The following is a 15,185-nucleotide window of genomic DNA, read 5'->3' as shown; positions in this document are numbered from 1 at the left end:
CTACCTTTGGTCCCACAACATGCTGTACGACAAGGCGCGCATCAACGTCCAGGCGGGCGGCGGCGGCAACGGCTGCATGTCGTTCCGTCGCGAGGCGCACGTTCCCAAGGGCGGCCCGGACGGGGGCGACGGCGGGCACGGCGGCCACGTCGTGCTGCTCTGCGACGACTCCTACCGCGACCTGCAGTCGTTCAAGCGCAAGGCCCATTACAAGGCCGACCGCGGCCGCCACGGCGAGGGCGCGCTGCGCCACGGGGCCGACGGCGACGAGCTGGTCGTGCGCGTCCCGCCCGGGACCCAGGTCACGGTCGAGGAGACAGGCGACACGCACGACCTCGTCATCCCCGGCACGCGCATCACCGTCGCCCGCGGCGGCTCCGGCGGCAAGGGCAACAAGAAGTTCGCGGGCTCCACCCGCCAGGCGCCGCGCTTCGCCGAGAAGGGCCTCGCCGGCCAGGAGTTCTGGCTCGACCTGCGCCTCAAGCTGCTGGCCGACGTCGGCCTCGTCGGCCTGCCCAACGCGGGCAAGTCCTCGCTGCTGAGCGTGATGACGCGCGCCGCGCCGAAGGTCGCCAACTACCCGTTCACGACGCTGGAGCCGATCCTCGGCACGCTCGACGGCGACGACCGCCAGCTCGTCCTGGCCGACATCCCGGGCCTGATCGAGGGCGCCGCGGGCGGCGCCGGGCTGGGCCACGACTTCCTCGCCCACGTCGAGCGCACGCGCCTGCTCGTCCACGTCCTGGACCTCGCGCCGCTCGACGGCAGCGACCCGGAGACGAACTTCGAGACGATCGAGCGCGAGCTGGCCGACTACGACGAGCGCCTCTCGCGCCTGCCGCGGATCCTCGCGCTGTCGAAGGCCGACCTCGTCTCGCCCGAGGAGGCGGAGATCACCGCCGAGCTGTGGCGCGAGCGCTTCGCCGCCGCGCTGCCCGCGCGCGAGGAGTGGGAGGAGGCGCCGGACGTCACGCCGGTGCTGATCACCTCCAGCGCGACGAAGCTCGGCCTCGACGAGCTGGCCGCCGAGCTGCTGCGCCGCGTCCCGAAGGTCGAGGAGCCGGTCGTCGCGCCGGGCCTCGAGGACGAGGAGCTCGAGGAGCACCGCACGTTCCGCCCGCGCCCCGCGCGCGGCCGCGCCGGCAGGGACTTCCAGGTCGAGCAGGTCGAGGAGGGCCTGTGGCGCGTCGAGGGCGAGTCGGTCGACCGCCTGATCGCCCGCCACGACATGGAGAACCTCGACGCGCTCGCGCACGTCGAGCGGCGCCTGCACCGCATGGGCGTGATCCGCGCGCTGGAGGCGCATGGGTTCGAGCCAGGCGACGATGTGGAAATCGGCGGCGTCGTGTTCGAGCTCGATCCCTCGTAGAGTCCGCGGCCGTTCATGGCCCGCTATGTGATCAAGCTCGGCTCCGGCATCACCGCGTCCGACGACGGCGCGCTGCGTGCCGACGTGCTCGCCGCGATCTGCGACGAGGTCGCCGCGCGGCGACGGGCGGGCGATGACGTGGTGGTGGTGTCTTCGGGCGCGATCGTCCGCGGCCTGGACACGATGGGGATCGCCGGGCGACCGAGCGCGATCGAGGACCTGCAGGCGGCGAGCGCGATCGGCCAGGGCCGGCTGTTCCGGTTCTACGACGAGCTGCTCGCGGCGCGCGGCACGACCGCCGCGCAGGTGCTGCTGACGTTCTTCGACCTCAGCCACCGGACCCACTACCTCAACGCGCGCCAGGCGCTGCGGCGGCTGCTGGAGTGGGGCGTGGTCCCGATCGTCAACGAGAACGACACGACCGCGACCGACGAGATCACCTTCGGCGACAACGACTTCCTCGCGGCGCAGGTCGCGATCCTCGTCGAGGCCGACAAGTTGGTGTTGTTGACCGGGGTCGACGGGGTCTACACCGCCGACCCGCGCACGACGCCGGACGCGCGGATCGTGCGCGAGATCACGGACTTCGAGTCGCTCGAGGAGCAGGCGGCGATCGGGGACTCCACCTCGACGCTGGGCTCCGGCGGCATGCGCTCGAAGGTCGTCGCGGCCGAGATGGCGACCGCGGCGGGGATCCCGGCGGCGATCGTCAACGGCCTGCGCGAGCACGCGCTCGGCGCGGTGCTGGGCGGCTCGGCCGACGAGGGCACGCACTTCCCGGCGCGCGACCTCGGGATCTCCTCGTTCAAGCTGTGGCTGCGCTACGCCAAGCCCGCGCACGGGACCGTCGTGGTCGACGCGGGCGCCGCACGCGCGCTGCGCGACGGCGGGACGTCGCTGCTGCCGGTCGGCGTTGTCGATGTGATTGGGTCGTTCGCCGCGGGCGACGCGGTCGAGGTGCGCGAGGCGATCGCGACGGTGCACGTTGCGGGCGCGCCGTCCGGCGGGCGCCTCCTGGGCAAGGGCATTGCCAATCTGAGCGCCGCCGAGCTGCGGCGCGTGCAGGGCATGCAGTCCCCGGCGGCGCGCGAAGTGCTCCCGCGCGCCGCCGAAGAGGCTGTGCACCGCGACTACTTCGTCCTGGCGTAACGCGCCGCGACGACGTCCGGCGTCTCGCTGACGCGGCCGTCCTGGAGGTCCCACGCCAGGCGCAGGTACTGCGCGTGGGTCCAGGCCAGCGGGGTGGCCGACAGCGTCGGCGTCCCGGGCTCGAAGCCGGGCTGGCCCGAGGGCGGGTTGTCGTCCCAGACCTGCTCGGGGAGCATCCCGGACGGCGACGCCGCGTTGGTCATCGCGGTCAGCTGCGACGCCGCGCCCGCCGGGTCGCCGGCCGCGATCTGCGCCTCGCCGCGCTCGCCGTTGAGCAGCGGCCACGCGCGGCCGATCGTCGTCCGGGAGTCCGGCCTCTGGTCGAAGTCCCACGGCGAGCCGTCGCGGAACTCGCCGTAGCCGTCGAACTTCGCGCGGTGCCAGAAGAACCCGCGCGCGGTCTGGAAGCCGAGCTGTTGATCCACAACTTGCTCGGTGTTGACGATGTCGGGGTCGGTCGCGGGCAGGACGCCGAGGCGGACGAGGTCCAGGAACGACGGGTCGACGACCGTGCGCTGATCGGCCGCGGACGGGCCGCCGTCGCCGGTCGAGTAGGTCGTCCCGGCGTCAGGGTTGCCGTCCTTGGTCAACCGCAGGAAGTACGGCTGCGTGCTGTAGGGGCCGGTGGTTGTCAACGTCCAGGCCTTGACCCTGGCCTGCCAGGCGTCGGCCGTGTTGAGGTACTTGGTCGCGCTGTCCTCGTCGCCGTTGGCCCTCGCGAGCTGCGCGGCGCAGACGAGGCCCGCGATCTCCGACGCGATCGTCGCCGGCGAGTAGCCGTCCTGGTTCTCCCAGCGCTCCATCGGCGACCACGGCGCGGTGTGGCCGGTCGTGGGATCCCTGTAGTTGATGAGGAAGTCCGCGGCGCGCCGGACGTGCGCCCACGTGCCCGCGTCGGTGCGGCCGAGCTGGTGGGCGAGGATCATCGGGAACGCGACCTCGTCCATCTGCAGGCCGGTCCAGACCGGCGTCCCATCGGGCTTGGAGTTCTGCGGGAACGAGCCGTCGGGCTTCTGCTGGGTGTTGAACAGCCAGTCCAGCGCGCGGTTGGCGCCCGCGGTGTCGCCGGCCGCGATCAGGCCGGTGGCGATCTGGTAGAGGTCGCGCGACCAGACCAGGTGGTACGGGCCGGACGGGACGAGCGCGGCCCACCTCCACGGCATCGTGGGGGAGGCGACGTAGGCGCCACGGTGCGTCTTGTCCTCGGAGGCGGCGAGGACCATGATCGAGGTGGTGTACAACTGCCGCTCCTGCGCCGTCCTCAACGACGCGGGCGGGTTCTTGAGGTGGTTGAGGTAGGCGCGCCAGCCCGCGGCGTAGCGCGCGAGCGTCAGCAGGAACGGCGTGCGCAGCGCCGCGTGGGCGGTCTGCTGGGCGGCGGACGCGTCGGCGCCGAAGCCGAGCGCGAGCGTCGCGACGCCGAGGCGGCCGAAGCTCAGCCGCCCCGCCTGGACGACCGCGCCCGGCCCGGCGGAGTCGTAGGCGTTGTTGATGATGTCGCCGTCGGCGGTGGGGCGGAAGTTGTTGGTGGTCTTGGTGAACGCGGGCTGCGCGGTGAGGTCAGAGGCGCCCGTCTGCGCGTCGGTCGCGACCAGGTCGGCGCCGGCCGAGCGCGCGGAGTCGTCGGTCCTGGTGTCGTTCAGCGCCGGCTCGTAGATGGCGTACACCTCGAAGCGCTTGGCCTGCCGCGTGCTGAAGTGCACCGCCGCGAGCACCGCGTCGCGCGTCGCGTCGGTGGTGTAGGTCGTCGTGAGCCTCCAGCCGTCGCCGGTCTGGGTCTGGGCGAACGTCAAGGACTTCGGGTCGACCTGCCGCGTCTCGGCGCTGCCGCCGGCGACCGCGCCGGTCCTGACATCGCGCACGACGAAGCGCAGCGACCGCGACGCCGGCGTCGCGAGGTCCGGCCAGTAGACCTCGCCGAGCCCGCCGTTCCTCTGGACCGTCGCCCAGACCTTGCTCTGCGTCCCGGTCGCGGTCACGACGCCGGTCTTGTCGGAGCCGAGGTACCCATCGTCCCTGCCCGGCCCTCCGGGCGCGGGCGCCGCGGCCGCGGTCGAGGCGATCGTCATGGCGAGCAACAGGGCAGCGAGCAGGCGGGACAGGCCGGACATGCACGCCGCTTGCCACGCCGCTCCGTCACCGAAACCATGGGCAGTCAGCAGAACGGCCGGTACCCTTAGGACATGGCCATCGCCACGCCTTCGGTCACCGACATCTGCCGCGCCGCGCGGACCGCTTCGCGCCGCCTGGCGACGCTGCCGACCAACGAGAAGGACGCGGCGCTGCACGCGATCGCCGACGCGCTCCTGGCCCGGACGCCGGAGATCGTCGAGGCCAACGCGCGCGACCTCGAGGCCGGGCGCGAGAACGACCTCTCCGCCGCGCTGCTCGACCGCCTGATGCTCGACGACGCGCGGATCGCCGCGATCGCCGCGCAGGTCCGGGACATCGCCGCGCTGCCCGACCCGGTCGGCGAGGTCATCGACGGCTTCCGCCTCCCGAACGGCCTCGACGTCGCCAAGACGCGCACGCCGCTCGGCGTCGTCGCGGTCGTCTACGAGGCGCGCCCGAACGTCACGATCGACGCCGCCGCGCTGTGCCTGAAGTCGGGCAACGCGATCGTCCTGCGCGGGTCGTCATCCGCGCAGCACTCCAACGCGATCCTCGCGTCGATCGCCGCCGAGCACGCGCCGGAGGGCGCGATCGGCCTCGTCGCCGGCGGTGGCCGCGAGGAGCTGGCCGACCTCGCCACGCAGGACGACTACGTCGACCTGATCATCCCGCGCGGGGGCGAGGGCCTGAAGAGGGCGCTGACCGCGGTCGCGACGGTCCCGATGATCTTCGCCGCGTCCGGCAACTGCCATGTCTACGTGGACGCCGGCGCGGACCTCGACATGGCGCGCGACATCATCGTCAACGCCAAGACCCAGCGCCCCGGCGTCTGCAACGCGGCCGAGACGCTGCTCGTCCACCGCGACGTCGCGCCGGACTTCCTGCCCGCCGCGCTGGAGGCGCTGCGCGGCGCGGGCGTCGAGCTGCGCGGCGACGACGGCGTCCGGGAGATCGACAACACCGTCGCGCCCGCCTCCCAGGAGGACTGGGACACCGAGTTCCTCGCGCTCGTCCTCGCGGTCGGCGTCGTCGACTCCGTCGACGAGGCGATCGACCACGTCAACCGCCACGGCTCCGGCCACTCCGAGGCGATCGTCACGCGCTCCTACGCGAGCGCCCGCGCGTTCGAGCTCGGCGTGGACGCCGCCTGCGTCTACGTCAACGCGTCCACGCGCTTCACCGACGGCGGCGAGTTCGGCTTCGGCGCCGAGATCGGCAACTCGACCCAGAAGCTCCACGCGCGCGGACCGATCGGGCTGCGCGAGCTGTGCTCGTTCAAGTACGTCGTGCGGGGCGCCGGCCACGTCCGCTAGCCCCATGCGCCTGGGCCTCCTCGGCGGCACGTTCAACCCGCCGCACCTCGCCCATCTGCTGGCCGCGCAGGAGGCGCACGACCAGCTCGGCCTGGATCGCGTCCTGCTGATCCCGAACGCCAACCCGCCGCACAAGCAGGTCGTCGGCGACCCCGGTCCCGCGGCGCGTCTCGCCTTGTGCCGGCTGGCGATCGGGGACGACGAGCGCTTCGAGGTCAGCGAGCTGGAGGTCGCCCGCGAGGGACCGTCCTACACGGCCGATACGCTGCGCGCACTCCATGAGACGAGTCCAGGAGCGGAGCTGACGTTCATCGTGGGAGGGGACATGGCCACGAGCTTCCCCACCTGGCATGAACCTGCCGAGGTCGTGCGGCTGGCACGACTGGCCGTTGCGGAGCGCGAAGGCACTCCGCGGGCCGATATCCTGGAACGGCTGGCGACGATCCCCGGCGCCGTCGAGCGGGTCGATTTCTTCGATCTGCCCCGCATGGACATCTCGTCCTCGCTGGTTCGGCGGCGTGTGGCCGCCGGACATCCGATCCGGTACTTGGTCCCCGATCCGGTGGCCGAGTACATCGCGCAGCACGGGCTCTACCGGAGCCCGGCGGGTATCCCATCATCAGCATGACCTCGGAGGAAGCGTCGTCTTGCCCAGCCAGACCCCCATGCAGCAGACCGATCAGACACCAGAAGCGATGACCCCGGAGCGCCTCGCCCAGCTCGCCGCCAGCTATGCGGCCGACAAGAAGGCGATCGACCTGACCGTGCTCGACCTGCGCGGCGTGTCGTCCTACACGGACTTCTTCGTCGTGTGCTCGGGCAACACCGACCGCCAGACGAAGGCGATCCACGACGCGATCCACGAGGGCCTGAAGAAGGACCACGGCCAGCTGCCGCGCCGCGTCGAGGGCACCGGCGAGGCCCGCTGGATCCTGATGGACTACTTCGACATCGTGGTCCACGTCTTCGTGCCCGAGGTCCGCGAGTTCTACCGCCTCGAGCAGCTCTGGGGCGACGTGCCGCGCCTGGACGTCGAGCTGGAGGACGTCCCGCAGCGCTAGGTGGGTTGTTCGGCGGATCCGCTGCTTTCGCTCGACGGCCCGGCCGGCGCCTGACCCCACCCGATCCCTTCCCGATCCAACCAGGATCGGCTGCGAGATCGCGCGGCGTCAGCCATCCGCCCGAACCGCCGATCGACCGGACCGCCTCGCCGAACAACCCACCCGGTCCGGACGCCGCGGCCGTTTGTGGTCGCGGTGACAACTTCTGCCTCCTGATTGGCGCCGCGCAGGCCAAGACCGTGCGTGGCGCCGCCGCTTAGTGTCGGTCACCGGTACTGGGTCCAACAGGAGGAGGAGCACATGCGTTCCACGCACGCTGGGCGGCGGCTGGTCGCTGCCGTCATCATGGTCTGCGCGCTGGGCGGCTGGGTCGCCGCATCGGCGTTGGCGGACAACTACGTCGCGCTCGGCGACAGCTACTCGGCGGGCACGGGAACCCGTGACTACTCGATCAACTCGAGTTGCAACCGGGGTCCGTACGCCTATCCGGAGCTGATCAGGAGGGATCGGCCGAACACGACGCTGACCGCGTTCGTCGCGTGCTCCGGCGCGAAGACGAGCGACGTCCTGGCCAACCAGGTGCAGTCGCTGAGCACGTCCACCAACATCGTGACGATCACGATCGGCGGCAACGACGCCGGGTTCTCGAGCGTCATCACGAGGTGCGCGGAGCCGCTGGTGTCGTGCAGCAGCGACGTCACCAACGCGAACAACTACATCAGGAACACGTTGCCGGGCAACCTCAACAGCGTGTACTCGCAGATCAGGACGCGGGCGCCCAACGCGAGGGTCATCGTGCTCGGCTACCCGCGCCTGTTCATGAACGTCGACTGCAACGCGGGCACGTTCTTCTCGAGCGACGAGATGACGAGGCTCAACGCGACGGCCGACCTGATGAAGACGACGATCGCGGGGCGTGCGGCCGCCTACGGGTTCACGTTCAAGGACGCGATCCCGGCGTTCACGGGGCATGCCGTCTGCTCGTCGAGCGAGTGGCTGAACGGTCTCTCCAACCCGATCAGCGACTCCTACCACCCCAACCGGGATGGTCATCGCCTCGGCTACGAGGCGCTCGTACGGAGCGTCATCGGCTAGGGACTCGCGCGGACGGCGCGGGCGCGGAGGACGACCTCGAGCTCGAAGCGGGCTTCGGGGTCGTCCAACGCGTCGCCGAGCAGCTCGCGCAGGCGAGCGAGCCGGTAGCGGACGGTCTGCGGGTGGACGTGCAGGTCGGCGGCCATCCGCGGGCCGTTCCCACGATGTCTGAGGTAGGCCAGCAGCGTCTCGTGCAGCGTCTGGCGCGAGCGGGGCGGGAGGCCCGCGAGCGGTGCCAGCCGCAGCCGCGCGAGGTCGTCCACCAGTGACGGATCCTCCGCCAGGAGGAGCTCCAGCAGGTGGTCGTCCGCGACGTGCAGCCCGGGGTCGGGCAGCAGCGCGTGCAGCGCGCGGGCGCGGGTCCAGCTGCGGGCGGCGTGCTCGGGTGGGGTCGTCGGGCCGAGGGCGGCGGCGTGGCCGGCCAGCGCCGCTTCGAGCGGTGCGCGGCGGCCGGGGCCGTCGGGGTCGGGGACGACCAGGCAGGCGACGCCGTCGACGACGCCGGCCAGGACGTCGCTCGGCAATCGGCGGGGCGCGGCATCGGTCCCGAGCGCGACGATCGCCAGCGCGCGGGGCAGCGGCCAGCCGGCCTCCAGCGCGGCGCGCTCCAGCACCGCGCGCTCCGGCTGCGGGTCGCTGACCAAGCACCCCAACAACCGCGCGCGCCGGCGCTCGACCTCGCCCGCGGCGGCGGCCTGGGCGGCGACGAAGCCCTCGACCGTCACCGCGGCGATCTCGTCCAGGTAGGCGAACAGCGCGTCGGCGAGGACACCGATCGTCGCCGCCTCGGCCCTGGCCGCGGTCGCGACCGCTGCGATCCGCCTCCACACGACGCGCGCGCCGAGGTGGTAGCCGGCCTGCAGCTCGTCGAGCGAGTGCCCGGACCGGAACCAGCGCTCGCCGACCGCGACGTACAGCGCGCGGTCGGCGCCGACCGTCGGCGGGCGCTGCTCGATCACGCCCGCGAAGTCGTGCAGCGCGTCGGCGACCGCCTTGACGACGTCGCGGCCGAACGGTCCCTCGAGCGTCCGGTAGACCGGGATCGCCGGGCCGAGCACGTCGACCAGCTCGTCGGCGATCGCCGGGATCGCCGCGCAGACCAGCGCGCCGAGGTCGTCCGGCAGCGCGTGCCAGGGCCGCGGCGGGGCCTGGGGGTCGATCGCCATGGCGCACTCTCTCCGCGAACGCGTGGAAATGCAACACGGTCGTTCGCTCTGTGCTTGACAACGATGTCGGTCCCCGGGTACGGTCGCAGCGACGAGGCGCTGACAACGTTGTCAGCCGCCGATCGGTCAGGAGAGACTGGGTTGTCGGGTCGACCAACGATGCGCGATGTCGCGAGCACCGCGGGCGTGAGCCTGAAGACGGTCTCGCGCGTCGTCAACGCGGAGCCGGGTGTGGCGCGGGAGACCGCCGCCCGCGTCACCGCGGCCATCGAGACGCTCGGCTTCACCCGCAACGAGCTGGCGCGCAGCCTGCGCCACGGCCGGGCGGGCGCGCTCGGCCTCGTGATCGAGGACGTCGCCAACCCGTTCTACTCGCAGCTGGCCCGGACCGTCGAGGAGCTCGCCCACGCCCAGGGCCACCTGCTGCTGACCGGCTCCTGCGGCGAGGACCCGGCGCGCGAGCAGGAGCTGGTCCTGCGCTTCCTGCGCCGCGCGGTCGACGCGGTCCTGATGGTCCCGGCCGGCGAGGACCACACCTACCTGCGCGGCGAGCTGACCCAGCCCGGCCACGCGCCGATCGTCTTCCTGGACCGCCCGCCGGTCGGGATCGACGTCGACACGGTCCTCGGCGACTCGCGCGGCGGCGCGCGCACGGCCGTCGAGCACTTGGTCGCCCACGGCCATCGCAGGATCGCAGTGATCACGGACTCCGACCGGGTCTGGACCGCGCGCGAGCGCGTCGCGGGCGCCGCCGACGCGCTGCGCGACGCGGGCCTGGACGTCGACCCCGAGCTGATCGTGCCGGGCGCGCACGCCGCCGGCGACGCCGAGGCCGCCGTCCGGCGCGTGCTCGCGCTGCCCGCCGAGCGCCGGCCGACCGCCCTCTTCACCGCCAACAACCGGATCACCGTCGGCGCCGTGCGCGCGCTGCGGGATCTCGACCCGGATGAGCAGCCCGCGCTCGTCGGCTTCGACGACTTCGAGCTGGCGGACATGCTCGCCACGCCCGTGAGCGTCGTGCGCCAGGCACCGGCCGAGATGGCGCGGCTGGCCGCCGAGGCCGCCTACGCGCGCCTCGACGGCGACGAGCAGGCGCCGCGCCGGATGGTCGTGCCGTGCGAGCTGGTCGCGCGCGGGTCCGGGGAGCGGGTGCCGAGATGAGCGAGACGACCGACATGATGGTCAAGCCGACGCTGCTGCCGCCCAACGGCGTGCGGCGCTTCTACAGGGGTGGGCCCGCGATCGCCGCGCTGCGCGGCGAGGCGCCGCCGGGCGATCCGGACGCGCTGCGCGAGCCCGAGGACTGGGTCGGCTCGACGACCGAGGCGTTCGGCGAGCCGGGCGTCGGGCTCAGCGCGCTGGCAGACGGGAGGCTGCTGCGCGCTGTTGTAGGGGATGATCCGGAGGCCTGGCTGGGTGCGGCGCACGTCGCGCGCTGGGGCGCCGATCCCGCGTTGTTGGTGAAGCTGCTCGACGCGGGCGAGCGCCTGCCGGTGCACGTGCATCCGGACGGGCCGTTCGCCCGGGAGCACCTCGGCACGAGGTTCGGCAAGACCGAGGCGTGGGTCGTCGTCGGCGGGTCCGGCGTCGTGCACCTGGGGTGGAGGCGAGATGTGGGCCTCGATCAGATCCGGGCCTGGGTCGACGCGCAGGACGCGCCCGCGATGTTGGAGGCCTTGCACCCGCTGGAGCTGGGCGTCGGCGACGCGGCCTTCGTCCCCGCGGGCGTCCCGCACGCGATCGGCGAGGGCCTGCTGATCGCCGAGCTGCAGGAGCCGAGCGACATGTCCGTCATGCTCGAGTGGGACGGCCACGGCATCTCCGGCGAGACCGAGGCGACCCTCGGCCTCGGCTGGCCGACCGCCCTGTCCTGCGTCGAGACGACCGCCCGCGACGCCGCCGCGCTGCGCGGGCCGCGCGGCGAGCGCCGCGCGCTGCCGCCGGCCGCCGACGCGTACTTCCGCGCCGACTGGCTGCGCGGTGGTGCCGAGCTGGCGCGGGGCTTCACGGTCCTGCTGGTGCTCGAAGGCGCCGGGAGGCTGGAGAGCGCGGACGGCGCGGTGTTGTCCGTCGCCCGCGGTGACAACGTTGTCATCCCTGATGCCGCAGGGGTTTCGCGGCTGACCGGCGAGGTCCGGGCGCTCGCGTGCCGGCCCGCCGATCCAACGGAGGAGAGAGCATGAACACCGAGAAGCAGCCGCTGCTCGAAGCGCGGCAGATCGTCAAGAGCTTCGGCCGCGTGCGGGCGCTGCGCGGCGCGAGCTTCACCGTCTACCCGGGCGAGGTCGTCGCGCTGGTCGGCGACAACGGCGCCGGGAAGTCGACGCTCGTCAAGACGCTGTCCGGCGTCCACCAGCCCGACGCGGGCGAGATCCTGTTCGAGGGCGCGCCCGTCCACGTCGAGTCGCCGGTCGGCGCACGCCGGCTCGGGATCGAGACCGTCTACCAGGACCTCGCGCTCGCGCCCGAGCTGGACCCCGCGTCGAACCTCTACCTCGGACGCGAGATCATGCGCCCCGGGCCGCTCGGCAGGTTGGGGTTCTTGGACAAGGGCGCGATGAAGCGCCAGAGCCGCGAGTCGTTCGACTCGCTCGGCGTCTCGATCCAGGACGTCGCGGCGCCGGTCGCCACGATGTCCGGCGGTCAGCGCCAAGGTGTAGCTGTTGCTCGCGCGGTCACCTGGGCGAGCAAGGTGGTGTTCATGGACGAGCCGACCGCGGCGCTCGGCGTCGTCCAGACGCGCGCGGTCCTGGACCTGATCCGGCGCGTGCGCGACCGCGGCGTCTCGGTCGTCCTGATCTCCCACAACATGCCGGAGGTGCTCGAGGTCTCGGACCGGATCGAGGTCCTGCGCCTCGGCCAGCGGGTCGCCAGGTTCCAGGCGGCCGACACCACGATGGAGCAGATCGTCGGCGCGATGACCGGCGCGCTCACCCAGGAGGCGGCATGACCATGGCGAGCGATCCGGCGATCCAGGGCGACCCGACCGCGGCCGTCCCCGACGACGCGCTGTTCCCGGACGAGGGGCCGCTGCCTCTCTGGCGCAAGGTGCTGGCGTGGCCGACGATGCAGATCGGGCTCGTGCTCGTCGCGTTGGTGGTGGTCTTCAGCGTGCTGCACCCGAGCGAGTTCACCTCGGCCGACAACGCGCGCAACATCGCGACCGACGCCGCGGTGTTGTTGGTGATCTCGGTCGGGATGACCTACGTGATCATCACGGCCGGCATCGACCTCAGCGTCGGCGGCGTCCTGGTCTTCGCGGGCGTCGTGGGCGCGAAGGCGATGAACGGCGTGGGCGGCAACGGCTGGGGGACGTTGCTGCTGGGCTTGGCGGTCTGCCTCGCGGCGGGCCTGGCATGGGGCATGTTGAACGGGTTCTTGGTCGCGGTGGCCAAGATCCCCGCCTTGATCGTGACGCTGGGCACGCTGGGCATGTCGCTCGGCGCGGCGCTGCTGATCACGGGCGGGGTGGACGAGCGGAGCGTCCCCTACAAGTTGATCACCGACGTCGGGACCGGCCGCCTCGGCGGGCAGGTCCCGTGGCTGGTGATCATCGCGGTGGCGGTCGCCCTGGTGGGCGGGATCGTGCTGGCGCTGACCCGCTTCGGGCGCTACACGTACGCCATCGGGTCCAACGAGGAGGCGGCGCGCCGGGCCGGCATCTCGGTCAACTGGCACCTGATCAAGGTGTATGGGTTCGCCGGGCTGCTGGCCGGGCTGGCCGGCTACCTCTCGCTGGCGCGGTTCGGGACCACGACCGTCGGCGGGCACGACACCGACAACCTCAACGCGATCGCGGCCGTCGTCATCGGCGGGACGTCCCTGTTCGGGGGCGTCGGCGTGATCGCGGGGACGGTCATCGGCGTCTTCATCCCGGCGGTCCTGCAGAACGGGTTCGTCATCGCGGGCGTGCAGCCGTTCTGGCAGCAGGTGGCCGTGGGCGCGGTGCTGATCGGCGCCGTCTACCTCGACCAGCTGCGACGGCGTTCGCTGGCCTCGCGCTGACGGCGCGCGGCATCACATAGGCATCAACAACCAGGAGGAGCAGGCACATCATGATGGGGAAGAGGTGGATCGCGATCGGGCTGTCCGCGGCCGTTGGGGCCTTCGGGCTCAGCGCGTGCGGCAGCAGCGATGACAACTCCGGGTCGTCCACGGGGTCGTCGGCGTCGTCCGGGTCATCCGGCGGCAAGAGGTACGACATGACGCTCATCACCGGCGTGAAGGGCGATGAGTTCTACATCACCATGGGTTGCGGGGCGCAGGCCGAGGCGGCCAGGATGGGGGTCAAGCTCAACATCCAGGGCCCGGACGAGTTCGACGCCTCGCAGCAGACGCCGATCGTCAACGCGGTGGCGGCCAAGAGGCCGGACGCGGTGCTGATCGCGCCGACCGACTCCAAGGCGCTGTTCGCGCCGATCCAGCAGCTGTCGACCGGCGGTGCCAAGATCGTCCTGGTGGACACGACGCTCGACCAGCCCGACATGGCGGTCTCGCAGATCTCGTCCGACAACGTCGCGGGCGGCACGCAGGCGGCCAAGGCGCTGGTGCAGCTGATCGGCTCCGGCGGCGGCAAGGTCGCGGTTGTCAACGTCAAGCCGGGCATCTCGACGACGGACCAGCGCGCGCAGGGGTTCTCGGCGGGCGTGAAGGGGACGTCGCTGCAGTACGTCGGGCAGCAGTTCGACAACGACGACCCCGCGAAGGCGGCGTCGATCACGAAGTCTCTGCTGGCCAAGAACCCTGACTTGAAGGGGATCTTCGCCACCAACGTCCTGACCGCTGAGGGTGTGGCGTCCGGTCTGCGTGAGGCGGGCAAGAAGGGCGTGAAGGTCGTGACCTTCGACGCCGGCCCGAAGAACGTGGAGGACCTGAAGTCCGGGCTCATCCAGGGCCTGATCGCCCAGAAGCCGGCGGACATCGGCAAGCAGGGCATCGACCAGGCGGTCGCCGCGCTCAAGGGCCAGCCGACCACCAAGAGGATCACCACCGGCTTCGTGACCGTCACGAAGGACAACCTCTCCTCCCCCGAGGCGCAGGGCGCCTTGTACAAGGCGAGCTGCTGATGGTGGACGGCACGATCGTCGTCGCCGGCGAGGCGCTCGTCGACCTCGTTCCCGGCGACGGCGACGTGCTGGCCGCCCACCTGGGCGGCGGACCCTTCAACGTGGCGCGCGCCGTCGGCCGGTCCGGCGGCGCGGTCGCCTACCTGGGCCGCCTGTCGACCGACCACTTCGGCACGCGGCTCCGGGCGGCGCTGGCCGGCGACGGGGTGGACCTGTCGCTCGCGGTCTCGACGCCCGACCCGACGACCCTCGCGCTGGCCTCGGTCGACGAGCACGGTGCCGCGTCCTACGCGTTCTACGTGGAGGGCACGTCGGCACCCGGGCTGCAGTCGGCGCCCGACGCGGTCTCGCGTGCGCGCGTCCTCTGCGTCGGCACGCTCGGGTTGTTGTATGACCCGACAGCCTCGACCCTCGAGGCGCTGGTGCTGAGCGCGCCGCGCAAGCAGGTCATAGCGGTCGACCCCAACATCCGCCCCGCGGCGATCCCCGACGAGCGCGCCTACCGCGCGCGCCTGGGACGCATCTTCACCCGCGCCGACATCGTCAAGGCCTCCTCCGACGACCTCTCCTGGCTCGCCCCCGGAGCCGCGCCCGCCGACGCGATGCGCACCCTCCTCGCACCGGGCGCGACCGGCTTCGTCACCCTCGGTTCCGACGGCGCGCTGATCATCCCACCCTCCGGAGAGGTCACGCACATCCCGGCGCCCCCGGTCGACATCATCGACACCATCGGCGCCGGCGACGCCTTCATGGGCGCCCTCCTGACCCACGACCTCTCCAACCCAACCGTCGCCACCGAGGCCGCCGTCGCCGCGGCCTCCGCCGCCTGCACCATCGCCGGCGCGGGCTGAGCT

General features: G+C 72.3%; 14 protein-coding genes. 12 read left to right on the top strand and 2 right to left on the bottom strand.

Features of this window, described 5'->3' with window-relative positions:
• The first annotated feature begins 19 nt into the window (after nt 1–19).
• Complete coding sequence (gene obgE, locus H030_RS0126565) at nt 20–1,369, top strand: GTPase ObgE (RefSeq protein ID WP_027008360.1); 1,350 nt, start codon at nt 20–22, stop codon at nt 1,367–1,369.
• Nucleotides 1,370–1,384: 15 nt separating this feature from the next.
• Nucleotides 1,385–2,518: a glutamate 5-kinase gene (gene proB / locus H030_RS0126560; protein WP_027008359.1), complete on the top strand. Its 1,134-nt coding sequence runs from the start codon at nt 1,385–1,387 to the stop codon at nt 2,516–2,518.
• On the opposite strand, the gene H030_RS0126555 is transcribed toward proB, so the two are convergent.
• Nucleotides 2,500–4,629: a glycoside hydrolase family 15 protein gene (locus H030_RS0126555; RefSeq protein ID WP_035130230.1), complete on the bottom strand. Its 2,130-nt coding sequence runs from the start codon at nt 4,627–4,629 to the stop codon at nt 2,500–2,502. The two genes, proB and H030_RS0126555, sit on opposite strands and share 19 nt — an antisense overlap.
• Before the next feature lie 72 nt (nt 4,630–4,701).
• On the opposite strand from H030_RS0126555, the gene H030_RS0126550 reads away from it, so the two are divergent.
• From H030_RS0126550 to H030_RS0126535, 4 genes are all read left to right on the top strand, one after another.
• Entirely contained in the window at nt 4,702–5,943 is a 1,242-nt protein-coding gene (locus tag H030_RS0126550) for a glutamate-5-semialdehyde dehydrogenase (RefSeq protein ID WP_027008357.1), read from the top strand.
• A gap of 4 nt (nt 5,944–5,947) precedes the next feature.
• A complete protein-coding gene (gene nadD / locus H030_RS0126545) occupies nt 5,948–6,571 on the top strand; it encodes a nicotinate-nucleotide adenylyltransferase (protein WP_027008356.1) in 624 nt (207 codons plus the stop codon).
• A 67-nt stretch (nt 6,572–6,638) separates the two neighbouring features.
• Complete coding sequence (rsfS, locus tag H030_RS0126540) at nt 6,639–7,004, top strand: ribosome silencing factor (RefSeq protein WP_027008355.1); 366 nt, start codon at nt 6,639–6,641, stop codon at nt 7,002–7,004.
• Between the two features lie 300 nt (nt 7,005–7,304).
• Nucleotides 7,305–8,099 (top strand): SGNH/GDSL hydrolase family protein, encoded by a 795-nt coding sequence (locus H030_RS0126535; protein ID WP_027008354.1) that lies wholly within the window; start codon nt 7,305–7,307, stop codon nt 8,097–8,099.
• Here the strand turns inward: H030_RS0126535 and H030_RS0126530 are convergent.
• A complete protein-coding gene (locus tag H030_RS0126530) occupies nt 8,096–9,265 on the bottom strand; it encodes a PucR family transcriptional regulator (RefSeq protein ID WP_027008353.1) in 1,170 nt (389 codons plus the stop codon). The genes H030_RS0126535 and H030_RS0126530 overlap by 4 nt on opposite strands.
• Before the next feature lie 63 nt (nt 9,266–9,328).
• On the opposite strand from H030_RS0126530, the gene H030_RS0126525 reads away from it, so the two are divergent.
• From H030_RS0126525 to H030_RS35485, 6 genes are read left to right on the top strand one after another with little or no spacing between them, the layout of a single operon-like run.
• On the top strand, nt 9,329–10,426 hold the full coding sequence (locus H030_RS0126525) for a LacI family DNA-binding transcriptional regulator (RefSeq protein WP_331270989.1): 1,098 nt from the start codon (nt 9,329–9,331) through the stop codon (nt 10,424–10,426).
• Nucleotides 10,423–11,448, top strand: a complete 1,026-nt coding sequence (locus H030_RS0126520; protein WP_196809286.1) for a class I mannose-6-phosphate isomerase — start codon at nt 10,423–10,425, stop codon at nt 11,446–11,448. Before H030_RS0126525 ends, H030_RS0126520 begins: the two co-directional genes overlap by 4 nt.
• Nucleotides 11,445–12,215, top strand: a complete 771-nt coding sequence (locus H030_RS0126515; protein ID WP_027008350.1) for an ATP-binding cassette domain-containing protein — start codon at nt 11,445–11,447, stop codon at nt 12,213–12,215. Before H030_RS0126520 ends, H030_RS0126515 begins: the two co-directional genes overlap by 4 nt.
• A 2-nt stretch (nt 12,216–12,217) precedes the next feature.
• The gene (locus H030_RS0126510) at nt 12,218–13,270 is read left to right on the top strand and encodes an ABC transporter permease (protein ID WP_051223801.1); all 1,053 of its coding nucleotides are present in this window, start codon (nt 12,218–12,220) and stop codon (nt 13,268–13,270) included.
• Nucleotides 13,271–13,320: 50 nt separating this feature from the next.
• A complete protein-coding gene (locus H030_RS0126505; protein WP_051223800.1) occupies nt 13,321–14,331 on the top strand; it encodes an ABC transporter substrate-binding protein in 1,011 nt (336 codons plus the stop codon).
• A gap of 2 nt (nt 14,332–14,333) precedes the next feature.
• Entirely contained in the window at nt 14,334–15,182 is an 849-nt protein-coding gene (locus tag H030_RS35485; protein WP_196809285.1) for a carbohydrate kinase family protein, read from the top strand.
• The last annotated feature ends 3 nt before the right edge of the window (nt 15,183–15,185 follow it).

It is taken from the genome of Conexibacter woesei Iso977N, assembly GCF_000424625.1.
Lineage (GTDB): Bacteria > Actinomycetota > Thermoleophilia > Solirubrobacterales > Solirubrobacteraceae > Baekduia > Baekduia woesei_A.
The sequence above is the reverse complement of the archived record's forward strand: the minus strand, read 5'-3'. Positions and strand labels throughout refer to the sequence as shown.

Excerpts from the sequence above, each read along its gene's own strand:
- obgE (WP_027008360.1), top strand. The coding sequence starts at position 20 with ATGCTGTACGACAAGGCGCGCATCAACGTCCAGGCGGGCGGCGGCGGC.
- H030_RS0126535 (WP_027008354.1), top strand. The coding sequence starts at position 7,305 with ATGCGTTCCACGCACGCTGGGCGGCGGCTGGTCGCTGCCGTCATCATG.
- nadD (WP_027008356.1), top strand. The coding sequence starts at position 5,948 with ATGCGCCTGGGCCTCCTCGGCGGCACGTTCAACCCGCCGCACCTCGCC.
- proB (WP_027008359.1), top strand. The coding sequence starts at position 1,385 with ATGGCCCGCTATGTGATCAAGCTCGGCTCCGGCATCACCGCGTCCGAC.
- H030_RS0126550 (WP_027008357.1), top strand. The coding sequence starts at position 4,702 with ATGGCCATCGCCACGCCTTCGGTCACCGACATCTGCCGCGCCGCGCGG.
- H030_RS0126555 (WP_035130230.1), bottom strand. The coding sequence starts at position 4,629 with ATGTCCGGCCTGTCCCGCCTGCTCGCTGCCCTGTTGCTCGCCATGACG.
- H030_RS0126525 (WP_331270989.1), top strand. The coding sequence starts at position 9,329 with ATGTCGGTCCCCGGGTACGGTCGCAGCGACGAGGCGCTGACAACGTTG.
- H030_RS0126530 (WP_027008353.1), bottom strand. The coding sequence starts at position 9,265 with ATGGCGATCGACCCCCAGGCCCCGCCGCGGCCCTGGCACGCGCTGCCG.
- H030_RS0126520 (WP_196809286.1), top strand. The coding sequence starts at position 10,423 with ATGAGCGAGACGACCGACATGATGGTCAAGCCGACGCTGCTGCCGCCC.
- H030_RS0126515 (WP_027008350.1), top strand. The coding sequence starts at position 11,445 with ATGAACACCGAGAAGCAGCCGCTGCTCGAAGCGCGGCAGATCGTCAAG.
- H030_RS0126510 (WP_051223801.1), top strand. The coding sequence starts at position 12,218 with ATGGCGAGCGATCCGGCGATCCAGGGCGACCCGACCGCGGCCGTCCCC.
- rsfS (WP_027008355.1), top strand. The coding sequence starts at position 6,639 with ATGACCCCGGAGCGCCTCGCCCAGCTCGCCGCCAGCTATGCGGCCGAC.
- H030_RS0126505 (WP_051223800.1), top strand. The coding sequence starts at position 13,321 with ATGATGGGGAAGAGGTGGATCGCGATCGGGCTGTCCGCGGCCGTTGGG.